Raw genomic sequence first — 23,552 nt, forward strand, 5'->3', positions numbered from 1 at the left:
GAAGGGATTGCCCACCGTAAACAACGGTGTTGGGATATCGAAGCCATTTTTGGGGATATAAAACACAATATGAACTTTAAACGTTTTGCGTTAAGAGGAATCGAAAAAGTAAATGTAGAAATAGGGCTGGTTGCTATGGCCCACAACCTCAAAAAGCTAGCTTTGGTCATCTAAAGGCAGCCAAAACCTTTTAACGCTTAACGATTAACAATCCTACCCAATCCAGAAAACCAAAAAAAGTAGCTGTAGCCAGAAACCAAAAAGACCGCCTAAATGTTTTTAGACGGCCTCTTTAAGTATTGAGATTTAAATTCAATTATCTCGGATCTAAAATAAGATTTATACGTTCTCTCAAATCTTGTAAATGATAACGACTTAGGCTATCACCTGTGCGGCTAATAGCACGAGTTACTAATCTTCTTAACGTGTTTAACTCTGCACGAGATATTGCTCTAATATCAGACTGACTTACGTTTACACTAGTTGCGTTACGACGGCCCTCTTGTTCTTTAGTCAATAAGTGCTCCAGACGTTCTACATAAGCACGTTGTAAATTACGACGATACGTATCTATTTTTTTACCACTACGTAATTCACTAAAAATACCACTTCTTAGATCATTCATCATTTCGGTAAGCGTGTATGCAGATTTCCCATTTAAGGTTTCATTTTCTATCATACGCCCCATTCTTCCAAAATCTAGAACATTATTCAATGTACGCACCTGTACGCTTCTCACACGCTCCAAATTCCCGTCACTTTCAATTCGATTTAAAATTTGGGTATCTACCATCCACTCTGGTGTTGTAAAAAGTTGGTTTTGTAAAAACTCCATACTTTCTTTCTGCCGTTCTTTTGGTACTGGTATGTAAACTACACCTTCTTGATCGTAGGTTTTGTTATACTCATAAACACCACCTATATTATTACTCACATGTCCCATATAGCGGTTAAACTGAGCTAAAACCTGACCATAAAGTGTTTCTAAATCATCATAATTTTTACCATCTTCAGCTGTCCATTCAATCAAATTAGGAACAATACGCTTTAAATTTTCAATACCATAATTACTTGCTTTTACAGCATCGTCTCCAAGATCTTCAGTCTGAGAACTAGGATCTACAACATCCCATTGCTGTGCTCCAAAACGATACATGGGGTCACCAGCGTGTTCTAAAATCCATTCATCAAGAATAGGTTTTTCGTCCATTCCTTCTTTATCAAGAATAGGTCTATACCCCCAGTTGATTGCATATTTATCATAAATACCAATGTTAGGCATCATAGAAACACCTTCATCTCCTGGTTGTGCGATATAATTAAAACGTGCATAATCCATAATTGAAGGCGCTGTCCCATATTTTTCAGTAAAGCTCTTAGAGCGTAATGAATCTACAGGATACGCAACACTACTCCCCATATTGTGTGGTAAACCTAAGGTATGCCCTACTTCGTGAGAAGATACAAAACGAATTAAACGTCCCATTATCTCTTCTTTAAAAGCAACACCACGTGCTTCAGGATTTATTGCAGCTGTTTGTACAAAGTACCAGTTACGCAATAAAGTCATCACATTATGATACCAGTTGATGTCAGATTCTAAAATCTCTCCACTACGAGGATCACTTACGTGTGGTCCATTTGCATTAGGAATAGGTGACGCTAAATAGCGTACCGTAGAAAAACGAACATCTTCTGGTGACCAGTCTGGATCTTCTTCTACCGAAGGAGCTTCTTTTGCAATTATTGCGTTTTTAAATCCGGCTGCTTCAAAAGCTACTTGCCAGTCTTCAATACCTTGCTTAATAAACGGAACCCATTTTTTTGGAGTTGCGCGGTCTATATAATAAACAATCTGCTTCTTAGGTTCTACCAGTTCGCCAGCTTTAAATTTAGCTTCATCTTCCGGCTTTACTTCTAATCTCCAACGATCTAAGTAACGCACCGTTTTACTTTCTTGTGCATCAAGACCATAGTCTACCTGACCACGAGCAAACCAACCTACTCTTTGATCAAAATAGCGACGTTCCATAGGTTCTTTAGGTAATAAAACCATACTGTTGCTCATCTCAACAGTTATAGAACCTACGCTTTGATTACTTGGAGGATTACCCGCATTGTACGTTTTTACGTGTCTTGCCTCAATATTTAAAGGATAACTTTTTAGACTTTCAATATAGCCTCTGCCTTTATCTACGTTACGCACTTTATATTGTTCACGATAGTAACTAGGGATCCCCATCGCCTGTACATCATCGGTATACAAATCATTAACCTGAATTACTGTACTCGTTGAATCTTTTCCTAGTGTTTTTACATCAAAAGAAAATAGAACCGGCTCAAAATTAGAGTTGTTTACCGCCTCGTGAATAGGTAATGAATCTGCTGCAAAAATCTGGTGAGAAACCACGCGCAGTAAGACTTTCTTATCACGCTTTTCCCAACGCAAAACCTGTGTATTTGCTTTACCACCACCAAACCCTAAGCCTGAAGCAGTTTTAGCAATACGGGTTACCATAAGCATCTCACGATTGAACAAGCTATCTGATATCTCGTAGAAATAATCTTCTTTTACTTTGTGAATGATAAAAAGACCAGAGTCTGTAACGGCCTCTTTTGTGATGACTTTGCCATAAGGTTTTAAATCACCTTTAGACTTGTCACTTTTTTCTTCGGAAGTTGCTGCGGTACCTTTTTTTTTGCCTTGTTTGGTACTAGCACATGAAACTACCGTTAGCATTGCAAACGTAAACGCTGCAATAGGGTAAAGTTTTAATTTCATTTTTTAGTATTAGAGTTGCGCCAATTTAACACTCGTTAAAAAGAAACGGTGTTAAGAATTTCTTAACACCGTTTCTTAAAATTAATAAAATGCAATTTTTAACAGATTTACATCAGTAAATTGAATTTTCTACAATCGATTCATTCCTGAATGAGATTTTTTTCACGACTTACATGATTTAATATTTGTAAATCTTCAGCATCAAAATCTAATTTTAAGGCTTCATCAAAAGCTTTTAAGTGCGACTCTTTTGTTGCACTAACTATGGGCGCCGTAATACCGGGCTGCGCCATTGTCCAAGCAATACTTACGCCGGCTTGAGAACATTTATATTTATGTGAAAGTGTTTTCAAAACGTTTAAAACAGCTGTGCCTTTATCATTAAAATATTTCTTTATAAAACGCTCCCGTTCTTCACCTGAAGCATCAGCTACATCAGAGTATTTACCGGTAAGAAAGCCACTTGCCAAAGTGAAGTAACTAATAACTCCAAGATTATTTTCAATACAAAAGCGCTGATATTTTCCCTCAAAATGAGAGCGTTCCAATAAATTATATTCTGGTTGGATGACTTCATACCGTGGTAAATTTTCATCTTCAGCGATTTGTAATGCTTCCCTCAATACAGCTAACGGAAAATTAGAAGCTCCCAATTCGCGTACTTTACCGGAATTGATTAGCGAACTGTAGGTTTTTAAGGTTTCGAGCTGTGGTGTGCCGTCATCATATTTATGACTAAAATATAAGTCAATATAATCTGTTTGTAAGCGTTTTAAACTCAAGTTTACTTGCTCATTGATATAAGTATTAGAAAGGTCTGGACTGCCTTTTCCCATAGGGCTTCCCACTTTAGTTGCAATAATGACTTTATCTCGGTTTCTCCGTTCTTTGATCCACTCGCCTATTATTGTTTCACTCTCTCCTCCTTCGTTTCCTTCTGCCCAATAGGAATACACGTTGGCAGAATCAATAAAGTTTAAACCACGCTCTAATAATGCATCTAACAAGTAAAAAGATGTTTTTTTATCTGCTGTCCACCCAAATACATTGCCCCCAAAAACCAATGGAGGTATGTGCAAAGATGAATTTCCCAATTGTTTCAATTCCATAATCTCTTTTTTAGAATATTAAAATTACGAAATGCCTATAGCCGCTTGGCTAATGGCTCTATAAAGTATTGTTAATCTGTGTAAAATATAGGTAGCACTAGCAGATTGGTATTAAATTAGCAGATTAACTAATTAAAAGATATTATGAAAAATATAATTAGAGCTTTAATCGCCGGTTATGGTGCGAAGAAAATTGGTGGTGGGCGATGCGGTTGTATTGGTACAATTGTGGTTTTCGCAATACTGTACTGGCTCTTGGGATACGTTTTTAAGGTTATCTAAGTTTTAAAACTGAAATTTTAATCAAATTGACTAAGCTGAAAAGTAACCGTTTCTCCCGGTTTCTTTTGAGCAAGTTTGCACAGTCCTCTTTCTGAAATTTGAAGCACACGCGGATAACCACCGGTTACTTGACAATCTTGCATCAATGCAATGAGGTTACCCTTTGGTGTGAGTTGTACGGTTCCCGGAATCACCGGACCGGTCAGAATGCCTTTTAAATCGTTTGGAAGTAATTCTTTAAATGGAATTGCCATTCTATTTCCTGCAGGAGTAAGCTTGAATTTTTCAGTAAATAATTTTTTCTGAAGTTTTTGCGGTAATAGCTCAAATTCAAGTCCTCTAAAGGTTTTTATAGTATTACTGAAGAGCTCTTGATCTTCAAAATTAACCCGAGCGCTAGCAATAACCGAATTTTCAAGTGCTTCTATTTCTAATTTTTCCCCATTAACAAGTCGTGAAGCAGACGTTATTCCCTGATATTGACTGCGACTTTCTAGGACAACCTCGGTCTTAAAACCTTGCTGAATAGCTAAATAAGCGCGGAATCCCTGTTTTAATCCACTAAATCGCAAAACAGAGCCTGCTTCAACCTGAAAGGCTTTTGCATTTGAAATAAGGCACTCATCTAAATACATATCGAAAATCGCTCCACAGACTGCTATTTGTGTTTTAGATTGAAATAGCAATGTTGGGCCGGTCATTGTTATCTCAAGAACAGCAGCGTCAGCCGGATTATTAAGAAGTAAGTTTGCTTTTTTTGCTGAAAAACTATCCATAACACCACTACGGGGTACACCATATTGAGCAGCATTCAACCTTCCTAAATCCTGAACTGTGGTGTAAAAACCAGCTTTTTTGACTTCAACTTTAGGCATGAGATTCTGGTTTTAATTCAAATATTTCATCTTCTATTTGCTGTTTTATCGTGTCATATTCTTGTTTTGAAACCGAGTAAAACTGAATCTGATCGCCAGCCTTAAATGGGCACGGATGTTCATTTTCAGCATTGAATAATTCCACTGGACAATTCCCAATAATTTGCCATCCCGCCGGACTACTAGTCGGGTAGATTCCTGTTTGATTTTCGGCTATACCAACAGCTCCTTTTAACACCGATTTTCTAGGCTCATTTTTACGTGAAATCTTAAGTCGTTCATCCATTCCACCCAAGTATAAAAAGCCCGGTAAAAAACCCATAAAATACAATGTGTAAATTGGCAGTGTATGCAGGTCGATTATTTCTGCTGTAGTTAATGAATTTCGTTGCGCGAGTTCCTCTAAGTCTAACCCAAATTCAACATCATAACATACGGGTAATTTATAAAGTTCACCTTTAAACTCTTCGGAATCAATCACCTTAAAATCATAGCTTTCTAACGTTTCAAAATCAGTATAAATATTTTCTATACCATTATTGTAATTAATTAATAATGAATTATATGTATTAATTATTTGAACTTTTGATTTAAGTAGTTTTAATTGTAGTTTTTCTTTTACTTTCAACAACCAATTTAAATTTTCAGTTGTGATATTAAAATCCCATTGCACTAAAATTGCCTGTTCGCCCAGTCTGTTTATAGTTGGTTTTATTTGCAAATCACTGTTTGTATTTTCAAGTTATTTTCCTCTAATTTTCCTCTTAAAAAACGTACTAAATCTATAGCTTTTGGTGTATCTCCGTGAACACAAATTGTATCAATTTTCGCATTCAAAACAGTCCCAGAAACCGTATGAATTTCGCTTCTTTTTACCATATTCAAAACGTGTTTAAAAAGCGACTGTTCGTCTTTGATAAGCGCATGGGTTTTAGCTCTAGAAACAAGGCTTCCGTCTGCTTCATAATTGCGATCTGCAAAAGCTTCAAAAAGCAGTTTAATTCTTCCTTTTGCTAATTTTGAAATCACAGAATTAAAAGGGGCATAGACCGGTATTTCAGGATAAAAACGGACTATAAAATCAATAAAGAATTCAGCATAAACCGCATCACTTGCGCATAAATTATAAAGTGCTCCGTGAGCTTTTATATGATGCATCTCGATTTTATGAGCTTTACAAGCCTCAATGACGCGATCTATCTGTTCTCTCAAAGAATGTTGGAGTTTATCAAAAGGTATTTTGAGTTTAACGCGTCCAAAATTCTCCCGATCAGGAAATGAGGGGTGCGCACCCACTCCAACAGCGTGGTTCTTAGCCAACTTAACCACTCTTTCAATTGTCGGCTTATCACCCGCGTGACCGCCACAAGCAAGGTTGCACGAACTGATATACGGCATCAAATCAACTTCATTACCTATACCTTCCCCTAAATCACAATTGAGATCTATTGTCGTATCTCTTCTCATATCAATCCGAAAACATTTAGAATCGCTCTTCCGCCCAAAATAACAGTTACTACTAAAATAAGAATACTGATTGTATTTTTTAATTTAGAATTACGATAACTACCCAGCAGTTCGCTTCGATTGGCTAACCAAATTAAAATACCTGCAATCACCGGAAGCAAGATTCCGTTAGCAACTTGCGCAAACTGTATAATCTCCACCGGTTTGATACCAAAAGTTGCCAGACCAACGCCTAATATCAAAATAATCATCCAGGTCATTCTAAAATAAGTGGACTTTAAACCATCACCCAATTTGAGACATCCTTGAGCGACATAAGCCGCCGCCAAAGGAGCAGTAATAGCCGAAGTAATTCCTGCTGCAAATAAACCCAAGCCAATGCAATAACGTGCTGCGCTACCATACAACGGCTCCAGGCTCTGTGCAAGACCCGTTGCACCGGTAACAGCAGAACCGTTTAATGCTGAAGCTGCTACGATTACACACATAGAAACCAAGCCACCTAGAACTACAGCGACGATAGTATCACGTCTTGCGACAGCTAAATCTGTTTGATTTTTCCATTTTTGATTAACGAGTGATGCGTGTAGAAACAAATTATACGGTACAACCGTCGTTCCTACTAAAGCCACAATCATCAAAATGCTTCCGTCAGGAAAAGCAGGAATCAAACTCCCTTTTAATAATGCAAAAAGATCAGGTTTAGTCAGTATGGCAGTTATCACAAAAGATACACTCATCAAAATGACGAGAACCAAAAAAACTTTCTCTAAAACCTTATAATTCCCGATATATAATAGAATGAAAGCAATAGCACCAATCAACACACTATAGCCATTGATTGAAAGTGACCCCACTTCAAACACACCGCTATTCCCGATGGCTTGCAAGCCTAAAACACCACCGCTAATGTTTCCGCCTTCGTAAGCGGCATTACCTATAACTATAGCTGCCAGCACTAATCCGAGAACAAATTTGCGTAAAATTCCATCAGGTAGTTGCTCTCTTAAAACTTGAGAAAGACCTTTTTGAGTTACGAGACCTATACGTGCCGATGTTTCCTGTAACACTACCGTCGCAATAATAGAAAGTGTCATTGCCCAGAGCAACGTAAAACCAAACTGAATCCCGGCAAGGGTACAAACGGTTACGGTCCCCGGACCTATAAATGCCGCGGCAACTAATGCTCCCGGGCCTATGTTTTTTAAAGGATTTCGCATATTAAGGCTTAAGATCTTAAATATAAAAATTATGAAGCTACAGGACTAATGATAATGTCATAAAGGGATTTAAAAGCTTTTATTATAATTGAAAAACCTTGCATTTTAGATATAACTGACTCAATTTTAAATCCTTAATTTAGAAGGTAAATGCAAAAAACCTTCTCTCATGAAAGATCAAAAGTCACAAACGCTAAGTGAATCGCTCAATCTCAATTACGCTTCAGATAATGGAGTTTGGTTACACCAGGGTAAAACACTGCGTAAAATTGTGGGTACAGCGGGGATGCTGCTTCCAGTTTTATTATTAGCAAGTTCTCTAACGGTATTTGAAATGACCGGACCGTTAGAATCTATAAGTCATTATTATTACACACGCGCTGCTACTCTATTTACGGTAACTGTTAGTCTTATAGGCATTTTTCTAATTGTTTATAGCGGTGAAGAGCCAGTTGATTTTTGGGTTTCTAATATCGCAGGTATTGCTGCATTGTGTGTCGCATTTTTTCCTACTAATAATCTTGCAGAGTCGTGTTGCGACGCAACAATGCCTTATGCAGTCACTTATTTTGACGAATCACAAGAAGGTTGGAGATCGACTTTTCATTATATATCCGCAGCTGTATTTTTAGTTTCATTGGCTTTTATGGCGCTCTTTTTATTTGTAAAATCAAATACTCCAAAAGAGAAACGCTGCGAAGAGAAAGTACGTCGCAATAAAGTCTACCGCATATGCGGAATCGTTATGATCGTTGCGCTTGTTGTTATCATTTTAGGATTGACTGAGATTATATCTCCGGAAACTTATAACCGATTAAAACTTACATTCTGGATGGAAGCATTAGCTGTTGAAGCTTTTGGATTTAGCTGGCTTGTAAAGGGTGAAGCTATTATGGGGGACCAGCCTAAAGTCAAAAATTAATTAAAAAATGATCTAAAATTTTAAACAGAAACCTAACTCGGAGCAAGCCTACAAATCATTCTTTATAATCAAATTTTCAATTTCAAGGCAAGCTTCGGGATATTAAACCCTTTGGCGGTGCCAATAAGAAACCCCAAAGATTCTTACGAACCTTTGGGGTTTCAAATGAATTATCTTGGAGATTATTACTTCTTGATTTGCTCAAGCTTTACTTCTTTTCCATCTTTGTCTAATAACATCACTTCGTCAAAGCCCATATCTTTAAACTGCTGATATTGCGTTGCCGCATCACCAACAACAAGATAAGCCATTTTAGACTCATCAAGATATTTATTAGCCAACTCTTTGTGTTGCTCTAAAGTCATATTGTTGATTGTCGCTTCTTCTTTCTCGATGTAATTAGGATCTAAATCATAAGCACTACGTTCCTGAAGCATTCCTAATAAAGAACCTTGTGTCTCAAAGCGCCTTGCATTTGATTTAATCAATGCATTCTTAGTAAATGCCAGATCTTCTTGAGAAATCCCTTCTTTATAGTTAGCTATTTCATCTTTAAAAATAGAAACAGACTCTCCTGTAGTATTAGTTCTTACACTAGAAGAAGCGGTAAACGTACCCGGAATTTTTGTTCCGCTAAAACCAGAACGCGCACCGTAAGTATACCCTTTTTCTTCACGTAAAACTAAATTTACATTTCCACTAAATGAACCTCCTAGCTTGTAATTCATCACTTCCGCAGAATAAAAATCCTTGTCTGTACGCGGCATTGCGATGTAACCGATATTAATAACCGACTGTTTTGCGTTAGGAACATCTACAAAATATAAAGATGCTTTATCACGATTATTTTTGATTGGGAACTCCGGAATGGTAACTTCTTTAGCTTCCCAGTTTTCTTTCAACCCGTCTAAAGCAGCTAGCGCCTGACTCTCTGAAACATCTCCCACTACGTGAAAACGACTCACAGAAGGTGAAATATACTTGTTGTAATACTCTTTTAGGTCCTGAATAGTAATCGCCTCTACAGACTCAACCGTACCGGAAGTAGGCTGCGCAAGTGGATGATTTTCTCCATAAAGCATTTTATTATAAACGCGGTTTGCAATCACATTAGGATTTGCATCAGAACGCTTAATCCCATTGATTGTACTTGTTTTGATACGAGCAAACTCTTTTTCATCCCAACGGGGTTGCAATAAAATCTCTTGAACAAGAGCCATAGTTGCATCAAAGTTACGAGCAAGAGTATTACCTCTTAAAACAAGTGACTCATCAGTTGTATACATATTGATACTGGCACCAAGACGATCTATAGCTTCCTCAAGCTCTAAAGGAGTTTTAGTCGCTGTACCTTCCATCATTATGTCGCTCATCAAGTTTGCAACACCATTTTTACTTAGATCATCAAGCAAATGACCACCGTCTATTACCAAACTAAAGTTTACCAATGGCAATTCATCCTGAACAATACCGTACACTTCCATCTCATTAGGCAAGTTTGCTGTCCACGAATCCGGGATATTTAATTTTGGAGTTTCACCCATTTCAGGAGCCACTGAACGATCAAATTTAGACGGTGTTTTTTCGATCTCTACATCAGTATCTACGATTTCAGTTTCAACATTCTCTGTAATTTCTTCTTCTACAACTTCAGCTTTTTCAGAATTTTCAGCGATTAGTTCCATTTGCCCTTTAGGAACAAAACTGGTCAATACAAAAGGTTTTCCTTTGATGTACTTGTCATAAACGCGCGTTACATCTTCTGCAGTAACTGCTTTAATATTCTCTATATCTTTCTCAATAAAACCAGGATTTCCGGTAAATACATCGTATTGTGCCAACTGAAAAGACTTACCCAAAACACTGCTGATACCATTATAAAAATCGGTTTCTAAACCTGCTTTTATACGCTCAATATCTGTTTCTTTAACGCCTTCTTCTTCAAAAAGTGCAAATGCTTTAGTAATACCGGTTTCTACACTGTCTAAGTCAACACCAGAATTTGCAGTAACAGAAATTCTAAATTTACCTGCAATCTGGTCAGAACCATTCCAAGCATAAGGCTGAGAAGCCAATTCCATATCTTCAACAAGAACGCGATATAGCGGCGCATTTTTTCCGTCTGAAAGTATCTCTCCTAAAATATCTAAAGCATACGCGTCGTCTGTATATTGCTCTACTGTAGGCCAAACCATATTGAGTTGTGGAGCTGTAGCAAAATTATCCTCGTGATACAGACGCTTTGTCTCATTAAGAGTTACATTCTGAACGTCTAAAGGTGCAACCTCCTGACGCTTCTTAATTTCACCAAAATACTTTTCTACGAGCTCTTTAGCGCTTCCTTCTTCAAAATCCCCGGCAATTACTAGAGTAGCATTATTAGGACCATAAAATTTATCGTAGAATTCTTTAACATCTGCTACGGTTGCATTTTGAAGATCCTCAAGCTCACCTATTACTTGCCAACTGTATGGATGCCCATCAGGAAATAAGTTTTTATCAATTACCCAACTGGTATGTCCATACGGATTGTTATCAACACGCTGACGTTTTTCATTCTGAACAACTTCTTGCTGATTAGCAAAAGCTGATTCTGTAACCGTATTGATTAAGAATCCCATACGATCTGACTCTAACCATAAAACGGTCTCAAGCGCATTATTAGGTACTACCTCATAATAAACTGTACCATCTTGCCAAGTACCACCATTTAAAGTACCACCTACATCCTGAATGGTTTTAAAGAATTGATCTTGCGGCACATTCTCAGATTCCTGAAAGAGCATATGCTCAAATAAATGCGCAAAGCCGGTACGACCTTTTTTCTCGCGATTTGATCCCACACCATATTGAATGGCTACAGAAACGATAGGATCACTTTTGTCTTGATGAAGCACGACATTTAAGCCGTTTTCAAGTTCATACTTTTCGTAATCGATAGATAATTTAGCATCTGCGACATCATCTTTAGCTTCTTTATCTTCACAAGAAACCAGCGTTGCCACAAACAACGACAGCATTAGCGCTACCGGAGTCCATTTAGTTTTGATCATTGATCTTAATTTTTGATTAATAAATGTTGAATACGTTCCTAAAACTGTTAGAAAAGACGCATTTAAAGATCAAAAGTTACAAAACTATTGGAGTATATTTAATGATAAATTGGTTTTGATGCATATTTATCAAAAAAAAATGTTTAACCCAACCACCCATCACGATCTAAACTTCGGTATTGAATCGCTTCTGTAATATGATGGGCTTCAATTGTTGGAGAAGCTTCCAGATCTGCAATGGTGCGCGATACTTTTAAGATACGGTCATAAGCCCTAGCGGAAAGATTGAGTTTTTCCATAGCATTTTTTAAAAGATCTTTAGAACCGGCGTCTAATGCACAATGTTTCCGGATTTGCTTTACACTCATTTGTGCATTGTAATGAATGTTTTCGCTTTCCCGGAAACGTTCAGTTTGCAATTTTCGGGCTTCGGTAACGCGTTTGCGTATTTCTACGCTGCTTTCCGCTTTGCGCTCATCAGATAATTTATCAAATGGAACCGGTGTAACTTCAATATGAATATCTATACGGTCTAATAACGGTCCGGAAACTTTGCTTAGATAGCGTTGCATTTCAGCAGGTGTACTGGTCACGGGAGCACTGGGATCATTAAAATAGCCTCCGGGACTAGGATTCATACTGGCGACTAGCATAAAACTACTGGGATAGGTAACGGTAAATTTTGCTCTGGAAATCGTGACATCGCGATCTTCTAAGGGTTGACGCATAACTTCCAAAACCGTACGCTTAAACTCCGGTAATTCATCTAAAAATAAAACTCCGTTATGTGCTAGCGATATTTCACCAGGCTGCGGATAAGCCCCACCTCCTACTAAAGCGACATCACTAATCGTATGATGCGGACTGCGGAACGGTCGCTGGGCCATCAACCCAACATGTTCTCGCATTCTTCCAGAAACACTATGAATTTTAGTAGTTTCTAAAGCCTCCCTTAAAGTCATAGGCGGTAGTATAGAAGATAAACGTTTAGCAAGCATCGTTTTACCGGCTCCCGGTGGACCTATTAAAATGATATTATGGCCACCGGCAGCTGCTATTTCCATACAGCGCTTAATAGATTCTTGTCCTTTTACATCTGCAAAATCAAACTCCGGTTGTTCTAAAGCGTTGAAGAATTCGTTTCGCGTATCTACAAGTGTACGCTCGAGTTCAGTATCGTTATCAAAATGATCAATCACCTGCGCGATACTATCAATCGCGTAGACTTCCAGATCTTTTACAATCGCTGCTTCCCGAGCATTCTGACTGGGTAAAAGAAACTTTTTAAAACCTTCTTCCTGAGCTTTTATAGCTATGGGCAACGCGCCCCGAATAGGCTGCAGACTTCCGTCTAGGGAGAGTTCGCCCATAATGATATACTCATCCAGATTTTCGGCCTTAATTTGTCCGCTGGCTGCTAGAATGCCAATAGCAAGCGTAAGATCATAGGCGCTTCCCTCCTTACGCAAATCTGCCGGAGCCATATTGAGCGTGATTTTCTTTCCGGGAATTTTAAAGCCATTGTTTTGAAGCGCAGCAGCAATGCGGTAGTTACTTTCCCGAATCGCATTATCAGGCAATCCCACCAGATGATAGCCGATGCCCTTATCGATATTTACTTCGATTGTAATCGTAGAAGCTTCAACGCCAAAAACCGCTGAGCCATAAACCTTTGTAAGCATAATTTTTAAGTTGGAATTTTAAAGTAACAATATTATTTCCATTTCTTAAAAATTATAGCGCTCATTTTTAGTTGATTATAAATAAATCTAATTATAAACGATCAATTAAAGACTCAGCCCATTTATGAGCCGGCTTTCCGAAACATTCTATCAAATCATCTACTCCAATAATGCTGCCTTTAGCCAGACGACCTAAAAGAGAAATATGCTGATGGCTATTTCCATTTTTGCTAATGATACTACCATCTTCAAGCGTATGTAGCCCCAATTTATAACTCACAGGATCAACACGCTTATCTTTAAGTAAATGTTGAATTAATGGACTTGAAACAGCTACAAGTTGAGGCGCATCAATCACCGAGTTAACCATAACCTGAGCGATGATAGATTTGTTATTTTTCTCTAATTTCCATCCGTTTTCAACGGGTGTAATTTTAGGATCGTTTACAAAATCGAGATTGAGAACGCCGGCTTCTACCAACGCAATCAATTGTTGCAAACTCTTTACAGGTGGGCCATACGAATAACGTTTGCTGGCTTCAATGTACCTTACCACATCGACCATTGCTTCATCTGTTAAATTTAAATACGTATAATCGTGGTATAAAATTCCTAAAGCAAACCGCCAGACTTGCCCTAAACAGTAATCAAGACTTATGGCAGTCTGACCAAAAGCCATTTGCAATAAATGCTGCATCGCTTCTAAAGCAGGTAGATCGTATTTTAAGATGAGGTCGTGAGCAGTATTTGGGTTTTTAATCAACTGCAAAGTCAGCTGCGATAATTCCTGGTGAGAAAGCATATGTTTTCTGTTCTGCTCAGGAATTCTTAGATAAACGGAAGCGGTCATATTCGCAAGCGCTTCAATTAAAAAAGAAGCATCATTTATCGATTCAGTATTTTGCTCGGCTTTTTCAATAGCATTTACAAAAGAGTGGTTTTCCTTTTCGTTTGGTTTAAACCAATTATCTATAATCGCATTTACAGGCTTAGGTGCAGGAGGTAATCCATTTAAAGAGAAAACGACTAACTGCTTAGGAGCTTTTTCTGAAGGAATGTATTCCCATTTAATCGAATCTTCTTTTTCTTTAAAAACTCCGCCGAAACCTATGCTCAACGCTCTTACCTGATCTACCATAGATAGACCAAAACCGCGCAAAGCAACAGTTGTTTCCTCTGAAATTGAATCAGTCTCTAAAGCTCCTACGGGATAAGGATCTTTATACAATTTGAGATTATTTTCTTCAGCGTGCTCACTCCATTTTCTCAATTGTTCTGAATCATAAGTGGGTTGATGACCAATAGTCAAAACGGCATCATCAGCTTCAATCGGTTGATTATGTTTAGTATATATTATACACCCCGATTCTGATGGTTCAACCTTAATGACTTCTTCTTGGTAAAACTCTATCAAATCTGATCCTGCTAAAGCTTCCTTCAACGTATTAAAACGCTCGTTGAGATAGCTTCCTAGTTTTGCTCTTGAAGGAAAAATATCCTTTTTAGAATAATCAGCAGCAGCTGAGGCCAACCAATCTTTATAACCGGGAAATTCCGGGATAAAAACATCCTCAAAATGCAAAGCTTCTCTTCCTGCTAAGTTATTAGACAAATTACGCTCGTGAACATTAGATAAATTGGTTTTAACTTGATTGGGAGTCCAGACCTGACCCGCACCGGGATATGCAGAAGCTTCAAATAAAACAACTTTCAACTTTTTACTTGAATTAGAGTTTTTCTTTGCGAGATAAAGACTCTCAAGAGCAGCTAGGCCTCTTGGTCCCACGCCTACAATTGCAATTTTATAATGTTTTGACAAGGTGTAAATTCAGATATTTAATTTGGTGTAATGCCTTACAAAAGTACAATTCACATCATACGATGGCGCCTGTTTTTATAGGTATTACGGTTTCAATAATCATTTGTTTACTCGCGCCGTTAACTCTATGCGGAATAAACCCCGCACGAGATTTTGGCTCCTAGTGTAGTTACGGTGATTGCTGCTCTATTTTTTATTAAAACCGTAGAGCCGGCAATGCACGATAAAGCAAGTCAACAGCTTTAGTTTAATTTATAAACAAAAGATTCTAGAGGTTTTATATCAACACGAATTTTCCCCAAACCATTCTCTATTTTCAAGCTACCGGTTTGGTTTTCATAAAGTTGATCAAGTACATCATAATCGCCATCAACTAATCCCCAGGTTTCAATAATATGCTGTGGAACCTGCAATTCAAACCCAAACGTATCGTTCGCATCAAAATTGGTAACCACAATTAGTTTATCGGTTTCACACCAGCGTACAAAAGAATGCACCCGATCATTATACCATTCTGTGTTTTGCCTGTTGTGCCAGTGAATATCTGCATATTCTCTCATCACCGCAGAATTTTCTAAACTAAAATTCAACAAACGCTTGTAGAAATCACGCAGTTCTAGTTCATAATCTGTAGACTTTCCGCCATCAAACTTCTTATTATTTACCCATCTCACGACTGAAGGAACACTCCCGTAATCAAAAATTGAAGTTCTTGTAGGATCACCAAAACCAAGATCTGCTTCAGCAGGTTCTCCCAATTCCTGACCAAAATAGATCATCACCGGTGATTTACTAATCAATGCTGATACTACCATTGCAGGTTTTCCTTTTTCGGCATTTCCTGCAAAATCTGGGCTGGCTATACGTTGCTCATCGTGATTTTCTAAAAAATGTAACATATTGATCTCTATATCCTGCTGATGCTCAATAATTGGAGCAAAATGATCTGTGCTTCCGTGACCTTGCATGACGTGTTTTATAGTATCATATAATTCCACTTTATCGTAGAGATAATCCATCTTTCCTTTAAAAATATAATCTCTATATAAAGACGGATTATACACTTCAGCCATCAAAAACGCATCGGGATTTTTCATCTTTATCGCAGAATTCATATAGCTCCAGAACTCAACCGGAACCATTTCTGCCATATCAAAGCGAAAACCATCAATACCTTTTTTCGTCCAAAATAAAGCGATGTCTTTAAACTGTTTCCAAGAAGCTGGCACATCTTTGTCTTTCCAGAAATCAGCGTGTTGTTCAAAGCTCCAATGCCCACTGTCTGTTGGTAACTCATCAAAATCTTTATGCCCGTCAGGGTTAATTCCATAATTGATTTTTACCGTCTCATACCAATCGTTTTGATTCGGTTGTGCAGCACGACTTCCGTTACCCGTCCATTTTGCGGGAGATTCATCTAATTTACCGTCTGCTAGCAGACTCTCTCCACCGCCTAAGGGCTCGTATCCATTTTGCCATTGTGGAACTTTAAAATCCTCACCAGGTATGTAATAAAAGTTATTGTCTTTTGAATAGGAAACCGTATCGTTATCTTTTGCTCCAAAAGCAAAACTTCCTTTTGGGGTATTAAGGCTTTCGTATTTTCTAGCGACGTGATTGGGTACGATATCTATGATAACTTTCAATCCGTTTTTATGCGTACGTTTTATTAAAGCTTCAAACTCTTGCAAGCGTTTTGCAGGATTCTCAGCCATATCAGGGTCTACTTGGTAATAATCTTTAACTGCATAAGGAGAACCCGCACGGCCTTTAACCACATCAGGATCATCATTAGAAATACCAAATTCAGTATAATCTGTAATTACTGCGTGATGCGGAACACCTGTGTACCACACGTAAGTAGCTCCTAAATCTTTTATTGATTTTAGGGCTTTAGTTGTGAAGTCGTTAAACTTACCCACCCCGTTTTCTTCAAGCGTTCCCCAAGGTTTATTTGTCGTATTGGTGTTTCCAAAAAGACGCGTAAATACATGATAAACAACTTCTTTTTTTGGTGTATTTTCAGTTTTCATAGTTGGTGTTGGTTCTTCGCCTGTTTGATTTTTACAAGCTGTTAAACTAAGCGCTAATACGGTATAATAAAGTATTCGTTTTGCCATATTAAGTCAGTTCTATTATATAAGGAGTTCTAGCGGGCATAGACAATTCAGTAGATAAATCTAATACTTGGTCAGATAAAATTTCGTTTCCTGTCTTGCTTCCGTTAAGGCCTTCTGCAAACTTTTTTAATGCTAGTATTTTTTTAGTCTTCGAGTTATTTATAATTACCATAACCCGTTTTTCTTCATCTAAATATCTAAAATAAACATATACATGATCCACAGATACAAAGTGTAAAAAATTACCATAGTGAACTGTTCGATTATCTTTCCGCCAATTTAAAAGTTTTTTTGTGAAAGCGTGAAAACTTTCTTGATAGACATTGCGACCTTTATTAGCAGTTGGAGGCAAAAATGCATTTTGTTTATGCTTAGCCCAACCTCCCGGAAATTCGTGACGTATGTCTCCGTCTCCATTATTCTTGTCTCCCTGCATCCCGATCTCGCTGCCATAATATAACTGTGGAATTCCTCTAACGGTACAAATCACGGTCAATGCAATTTTATACGCATCAAGGTCTCCACCACATTGGGTGTTAAAACGCTGCGTATCGTGATTTTCTAAAAAGCGCATCAAACCCTGCGGATTGGGATAGAAAAAATCATTTACGAAAGTTTCATATAAACTCTCTAAATCCTTTAATTTTCTATGTTTCGAATAAAAAATATCCTGAAGCGCATTATGTAGCGGAAAATCTGTGACACACGGTAATTGAGAATTATAACTGGCCATCTCCCCTATTTTGCTGTCCTTTTGCCAATAAGCCAGCTGTGCTGAGTTATGCAGCCATACTTCACCTATAATATTGAGATTTGGATATTCATTTTGTATGGCTTCTAGCCATTTTACAGCAGCTTCTTTATAATTATAGGTAAACGTATCTACTCGAATCCCGTCTAAGTTTACTTCTTCTATCCACCAGATCGCATTCTGAATGAGGTAATTTAAAACCAAAGGGTTTCGCTGATTTAGGTCTGGCATTGTTGAAACAAACCAACCTTTTTCGTGTTGATCCTTATCAAATACCGAAGCATTTGTATCAAACAAAGATGTGGTTTTATGGATGGTATTGGTAAAATGCTTCCACTGATTCAACCAATCTTTACAGGGCAAATCTTTAATAAGCCAGTGTTCACTTCCCCAGTGATTGGTTACATAATCTATTACCAATTTCATACCCCGCTTGTGAAGCTCTTTAGAAAGGTTTTTATAATCTGCTAAGCTTCCCAGACGCGCATCTATATTATAGACATCAGTTTGAGCATAGCCGTGATACGAACCGGTGGAACTGTTGTTTTCGCATAAAGGTGTGCTCCACAACGTAGTTATTCCTAAATCCTTTAAATAGTCAAGGTTGTTTATTATACCCTGAATATCACCCCCGTGTCTTCCGTGAAGATCGTTTGGATTTACTTTTTCTATAAGTTGCTTAACTGAATTGATTCGGGGATTAGCATTAGCAAAACGGTCTGGCATCAAAAGGTAAAAAACATCAGAACTATCAAAACTTGTTCTGTTTGCCGAATTCCCAGATCTTTCTTTAAACTCATATGGAATCGTGAAATCAGGAAAATTCTCTTTCTGAAAAGTGAACGAATAAGTTCCTCCTTCAATTTCTGAAGCATCAAGCGTAACAAAAAGATAATTAGAGTTTTCAGTCTGACTAACCTGAAGTATTTTCAAACCAGACGAGCAAGTAATGTTATATTCTGAAATATTATTACCGTAAAAAAGTAATTGGAGCTTTTTTAAACCCATACCAGCCCACCAATGCGGTGGCTCAACTCGTTTTAAAATAGTTTTTAAGGTTTTCAAATGCTCTAGGTTTCTAATGAACAATCATTTCTAAGATACATCAACATTTATTTATAGAAAACTAAATCGATTAATTATAAATTATTTACAAGAAGGGTGTTTTCCCCCTTTCATTCACAGCGTAGTATTGGTACTTTTATCTTGTATTAATCAATGATTAATGCCGTTTAATTTCTAATTAATAGGGGAATTATATTTTAAACGTATTAATAATTTAGGGGTGAAAGGCACTCTGCGTGAGCAGGGTGTTTTTCTTTTTTAAATAATTTGTAAAAAATTAAAACGATTTAGTAGAAAATTAACATAATCATTTGTAAAATTATTTTGTAGATTTACGACGTCATTGACAATTTAGGGGTGAAAGGCACTTTGCGAAAGCAAGGTGTTTTTCTTTTTTTACACCTATTTCTCTTCTATATTAACGGATTATTCTTCCGTTTATTTCCTTAAAAATCACTTAAAATTCTTCTTGTATAAAACAACTATTTTTCAAGCTGGTTTTTATCTCTTTTCTTGAATTCTAGATTAAAACGATCGCGTCTTATTAAGACTTTATTCTTGAATATCAGAAAAACAATATACCCTAACCAACTAAATATTACCACAAGAAACAGCCATAAAAAAGTATCTTTGGCTGATTTAAATTTTTTGTACCTAAGTTCCATAAGTACAAGTATGACAAAAAGAATCCTAAGGTAGATCAATTCGGATAATTAGTTTTGATTATTAGAATTGATGTAGTCATTTACCAATTCTTCTAAAACTGATAAGGGTAAAGCTCCCTGCCCTAAAACTACCTCGTGAAATTTTCTAATGTCAAAATCTTCAGCCAGTTCTTTTTCAGCATTAGCCCTTAATTCGAGAATTTTATTCATTCCAACCTTATAAGCAGTTGCTTGACCCGGCATAACTATATGACGCTCTACCATTTTCACACAGTCACTTTCTGCGTTAGGCGTATTTTCTTTGTAATACGCAACCCCCTCTTCACGAGTCCATTTTTTATCGTGAATACCAGTGTCTACGACAAGTCGGCAGGCACGCCACAATTCCATTGCAAGTCTTCCAAAGTCCGCATACAGATCTTCGTATGCTCCCATTTCTTTTGGTAAATACTCACAATACAAGCCCCAGCCTTCTATATAAGGAGTATATCCCCCAAATTTTCTAAACTTTGGTAAACGGTCTAATTGCTGAGCTATAGCTAATTGCATGTGATGCCCAGGAATACCTTCATGATACGCCAAAGCTTGCATTTGATATTTAGGCATTGCTTTGATATCATAGAGATTTGCATAATAAATACCTGGACGAGAACCATCTGGCGCAGGCGAATTGTAGAATGCTTTACCGGCACTTTTCTCTCTAAACGCTTCTACTCGCTTCACAACAATTTTAGCTTTTGGTTTAGTTATAAATAACTCGTCAAGGCGACCACGCATGTTATCAATAATAGCTTTTGCCTGCTTCATATAAGCCGCTCTTCCGGCATCAGAATCTTCATAATAGAATTGCTCATCACTACGCATAAACTTAAAGAAATCCTGTAAACTGCCTTCAAAACCTAAATTCTCCTTAATCGTTTCCATTTCCCCGTGAATACGAGCAACTTCGTCTAACCCTAATTGATGAATCTTTTTAGTGCTCATAGTTGTAGTTGTAGACCTGTTTAAAGCAATTTTATAAAACTGATCGCCGCGCGGAAACTTCCAGGCACCATCGTCTGTAGTAGCTCTTATTTTTTGATTATCTACAAAAGCAATCAGCTCTTCATACGCAGGTTTTAAACTATCTATTAAAGCTTCTGAAGCCTCTTTTATTAGTTTATTCTGAGTTTCCTCATCTAACTTTAATTTTTCAATCTTAGACTGAAAATCGGCAAGAATAGGCATTTGCTCTGCAGATTTTTCAAAAGGTTTTCCGTTTAAAATATTCTTGCTATCATCTAAAACCCGATCCAAAACGAATTTGGGAGGTACGATTTGGTTGGTTTCGCGAATACTCAGCTGATTCTGAAGTTCCGTAAATAAAGGTTTTATTCCGCGTATACGTTCTATATACGCCTTAGCATCACTCAGGCTGTCTATACGGTGTTTATTGATCAGAAATGCAGGTACACTAGTATGCAAACCAAACATCTGATTCACCGGGTAATTGTAAAATCGATACTCATAATCCTCAATTGTATTCTCCAGATTCAACTTGTACAATTTATAGCTGATTGCTGTAACAGAATCAAGCGCTTCAATACTTACGTCATTATTTAAATGGTGTAGACGCTCTTTAGCGAGATCCAGCTCTTCTGCCATTTGATTTGAAGAAATATCATCCCATTTACCATAATTTGTTTTAAAACCTAAATTCGTTTGCCATTGTGGTGATTGTGCTACATCAGCATCAAACTGCTCATCAAACCACGCATTAAGTGCTCCGCTAGAAGATGCAATCTCTGCTTCGGTATACGTATCAGCTTTTTTGGTATCGCACGAAATTGCCAGTATCAGACAAGTCAACAGAAGTAAACGGGATACTATTCTCATAAAAATTATGCTATTTTAAAACACTAAACTGAATTTCTGAATCTCCAAAAACCGTGTGTGTTTGTTTTGTAAAATCTTCTGCTTTTGCTTTATAAATATTAGGAACAAAAGTCTGCGGATTACGATCTATCAAAGGAAACCATGTGCTCTGAATCTGAATTTGAAGTTTATGTCCTTTTAGAAAAGTGTGATTCACACCTTGTAGGGTTATGTCAACTTCGACTTTTTTATTTGCTTCAAAAGCTTTAGGATCACTGAAACCATCACGAAAACGACCACGCATCACTTCACTGCGCACCATCATATGGTAATTATCCATTTTAAGATACTTTTGAGTCTCTGGGTAATCTTCAGCATCAGGAGGATATACATCAATTACTTTTACGACCCAGTCTGCAGCAGTACCTGTAGTAGCCACTTGTAGTTTTGCTAATATCTCCCCGCTTAGAGTCATATCTTCCGTTAAAACTTCAGTTTCATAAACTAAAACGTCTGGTCTTCTCGCAGCAAAACGCTGATCATCGGTCATGTATTTTCTCGGTGTAAACACCATTTTTATATCTTCTGAATATGGAACCGGTTTAGAAGGATCACTTACAAATTTGTTTGCATAATCAGCAGAAGCTGTTTCGGATAGCATTTGGTTTTCACCTAAATAAAAACTTTTAATCTCTGCAGCTTTAGGAGGCCATTGTGTGTAGCTGTTCCACTTTCGAGAACCGCTGTCGTACATGGAAGCTTCAGGGAAATCAATTTCGTCTTTACCGTCATTTTTAAGAAAATGATTGAAAAATTTGGTTTCGTAATCCTTTTGAAAATCTCTAGAAAGATTATCTCCAAAATACACATTACCTATCGCCTGACGCTCAGTAGAGCGTGCCCAGTCACCGTGACTCCAAGGGCCATAAACTAAAATATTGTAATTGTCGCTAGTCTCTTCTATCTTTCTATAGGTGTTAAAAGGACCGTATAAATCTTCTGCGTCAAACAAGCCACCTACAACCATTACGGCAGGCTTAATATCCCTTAGATGCTGAATTATTCCGCGGCTTCTCCAGAACTCATCGTAATCAGGATGGTCTTTAATCTGCTGCCAGAATACGTTATCTTCTTTGTAATATTCATCAAGATTAGTCAATGGACCTGCATCTAAGAAAAACTGATATTGGTCTTCTGAAGGCAAATCAGGAAACGCATACCAAGGCTTAGTTACCGGCTCATCTTTCATATAACCAAATAGTGAAACCGCTCTCCAATAACTTTCTAAAAAAGCTCCATTATGATGAAAGTCATCAAAGAAGAAATCTGAAATACAAGCTTGTGGAGAAACTGCTTTTAATGCCGGATGCCCACTCAACAAAGAATAAGTAGCATAAAAACCGGGATACGAGATTCCCCAAGTTCCTACATTCCCATTATTATTAGCAAGGTTTTTAACTAGCCAATCAATCGTATCATAGGTATCGCTAGCCTCATCAACTTGTTTTCCTTTTTTATTAGGAATATAAGCGCGCATATTATCGTAAGTACCTTCACTATTCCAGCGACCACGTACATCTTGTTGTACAAAAATATTTCCCTCCTCAACCATAAACTGGTTAGGACCTATTCTACCTTTAAAGTTTTCTTCTCCGTAAGGTGCACAACTATAAGGCGTACGCATCATCAAGATGGGATACTCTTGAGATTTATCTTTTGGCGAATAAATGGTAGTATGTAATGAAACACCATCACGCATTTTTATCTTTACTTCTTGCTTGTCGTAATGCGCTCGTACATACTCTTCTGTTTGTGCGTGTAGCGAAAAAACAACAAACAATAGCATTAGGAAAATGCATTTTTTAAGGTTTTTCATTTAGAGGTTT

Annotated in this window: 16 protein-coding genes; 3 read left to right on the plus strand and 13 right to left on the minus strand. The window is 37.5% G+C overall.

Annotated elements, in window-relative coordinates; genetic code table 11:
• Positions 1-6: 6 nt before the first annotated feature.
• A complete protein-coding gene (locus BUB91_RS03695) occupies positions 7-174 on the plus strand; it encodes a transposase (protein ID WP_262490526.1) in 168 nt (55 codons plus the stop codon).
• 142 nt (positions 175-316) lie between these two features.
• Here BUB91_RS03695 and BUB91_RS03700 read toward each other — a convergent pair whose 3' ends face one another.
• The 6 genes from BUB91_RS03700 to BUB91_RS03725 form a co-directional block, all read right to left on the minus strand.
• Positions 317-2,782, minus strand: coding sequence for a zinc-dependent metalloprotease (locus BUB91_RS03700; protein WP_073097204.1), 2,466 nt, complete (start codon positions 2,780-2,782; stop codon positions 317-319).
• Positions 2,783-2,922: 140 nt separating this feature from the next.
• On the minus strand, positions 2,923-3,891 hold the full coding sequence (locus tag BUB91_RS03705) for an aldo/keto reductase (RefSeq protein ID WP_073097207.1): 969 nt from the start codon (positions 3,889-3,891) through the stop codon (positions 2,923-2,925).
• Between the two features lie 299 nt (positions 3,892-4,190).
• Positions 4,191-5,048 (minus strand): 5-oxoprolinase subunit C family protein, encoded by an 858-nt coding sequence (locus tag BUB91_RS03710; protein ID WP_073097209.1) that lies wholly within the window; start codon positions 5,046-5,048, stop codon positions 4,191-4,193.
• Positions 5,041-5,769 carry a 5-oxoprolinase subunit PxpB gene (gene pxpB / locus BUB91_RS03715; protein WP_073097212.1) on the minus strand — a complete coding sequence of 243 codons (729 nt, stop codon included), beginning with the start codon at positions 5,767-5,769 and terminating at the stop codon, positions 5,041-5,043. Before pxpB ends, BUB91_RS03710 begins: the two co-directional genes overlap by 8 nt.
• Positions 5,760-6,515 (minus strand): 5-oxoprolinase subunit PxpA, encoded by a 756-nt coding sequence (gene pxpA / locus BUB91_RS03720; RefSeq protein WP_073097214.1) that lies wholly within the window; start codon positions 6,513-6,515, stop codon positions 5,760-5,762. The genes pxpB and pxpA overlap by 10 nt, the downstream gene beginning before the upstream one ends.
• Positions 6,512-7,735, minus strand: coding sequence for an Nramp family divalent metal transporter (locus tag BUB91_RS03725; RefSeq protein WP_073097217.1), 1,224 nt, complete (start codon positions 7,733-7,735; stop codon positions 6,512-6,514). Before BUB91_RS03725 ends, pxpA begins: the two co-directional genes overlap by 4 nt.
• A 169-nt stretch (positions 7,736-7,904) precedes the next feature.
• On the opposite strand from BUB91_RS03725, the gene BUB91_RS03730 reads away from it, so the two are divergent.
• Positions 7,905-8,657, plus strand: coding sequence for a hypothetical protein (locus BUB91_RS03730; protein WP_073097219.1), 753 nt, complete (start codon positions 7,905-7,907; stop codon positions 8,655-8,657).
• Positions 8,658-8,842: 185 nt separating this feature from the next.
• On the opposite strand, the gene BUB91_RS03735 is transcribed toward BUB91_RS03730, so the two are convergent.
• From BUB91_RS03735 to BUB91_RS03745, 3 genes are all read right to left on the minus strand, one after another.
• Complete coding sequence (locus tag BUB91_RS03735) at positions 8,843-11,710, minus strand: M16 family metallopeptidase (protein ID WP_073097221.1); 2,868 nt, start codon at positions 11,708-11,710, stop codon at positions 8,843-8,845.
• A 143-nt stretch (positions 11,711-11,853) separates the two neighbouring features.
• Positions 11,854-13,392 carry a YifB family Mg chelatase-like AAA ATPase gene (locus BUB91_RS03740; RefSeq protein WP_073097223.1) on the minus strand — a complete coding sequence of 513 codons (1,539 nt, stop codon included), beginning with the start codon at positions 13,390-13,392 and terminating at the stop codon, positions 11,854-11,856.
• 91 nt (positions 13,393-13,483) lie between these two features.
• Positions 13,484-15,178, minus strand: a complete 1,695-nt coding sequence (locus BUB91_RS03745; protein ID WP_164917824.1) for an FAD/NAD(P)-binding protein — start codon at positions 15,176-15,178, stop codon at positions 13,484-13,486.
• A gap of 26 nt (positions 15,179-15,204) precedes the next feature.
• Between BUB91_RS03745 and BUB91_RS21625 the strand changes: the two genes are divergently transcribed.
• Positions 15,205-15,375 (plus strand): aquaporin, encoded by a 171-nt coding sequence (locus tag BUB91_RS21625; RefSeq protein ID WP_206635261.1) that lies wholly within the window; start codon positions 15,205-15,207, stop codon positions 15,373-15,375.
• Positions 15,376-15,453: 78 nt separating this feature from the next.
• Here the strand turns inward: BUB91_RS21625 and BUB91_RS03755 are convergent, their stop codons facing one another.
• From BUB91_RS03755 to BUB91_RS03775, 4 genes are all read right to left on the minus strand, one after another.
• Positions 15,454-17,331 (minus strand): alpha-amylase family protein, encoded by a 1,878-nt coding sequence (locus tag BUB91_RS03755; protein ID WP_073097227.1) that lies wholly within the window; start codon positions 17,329-17,331, stop codon positions 15,454-15,456.
• 1 nt (position 17,332) lies between these two features.
• A complete protein-coding gene (locus tag BUB91_RS03760) occupies positions 17,333-19,147 on the minus strand; it encodes a glycoside hydrolase family 13 protein (RefSeq protein ID WP_073097229.1) in 1,815 nt (604 codons plus the stop codon).
• A gap of 713 nt (positions 19,148-19,860) precedes the next feature.
• A complete protein-coding gene (locus BUB91_RS03770) occupies positions 19,861-21,687 on the minus strand; it encodes a DUF885 domain-containing protein (protein ID WP_073097235.1) in 1,827 nt (608 codons plus the stop codon).
• A gap of 10 nt (positions 21,688-21,697) precedes the next feature.
• A complete protein-coding gene (locus BUB91_RS03775; RefSeq protein ID WP_073097237.1) occupies positions 21,698-23,542 on the minus strand; it encodes a CocE/NonD family hydrolase in 1,845 nt (614 codons plus the stop codon).
• Positions 23,543-23,552: the final 10 nt, after the last annotated feature.

Origin of the sequence: Leeuwenhoekiella marinoflava DSM 3653 (assembly GCF_900129005.1) — a bacterium.
Lineage (GTDB): Bacteria > Bacteroidota > Bacteroidia > Flavobacteriales > Flavobacteriaceae > Leeuwenhoekiella > Leeuwenhoekiella marinoflava.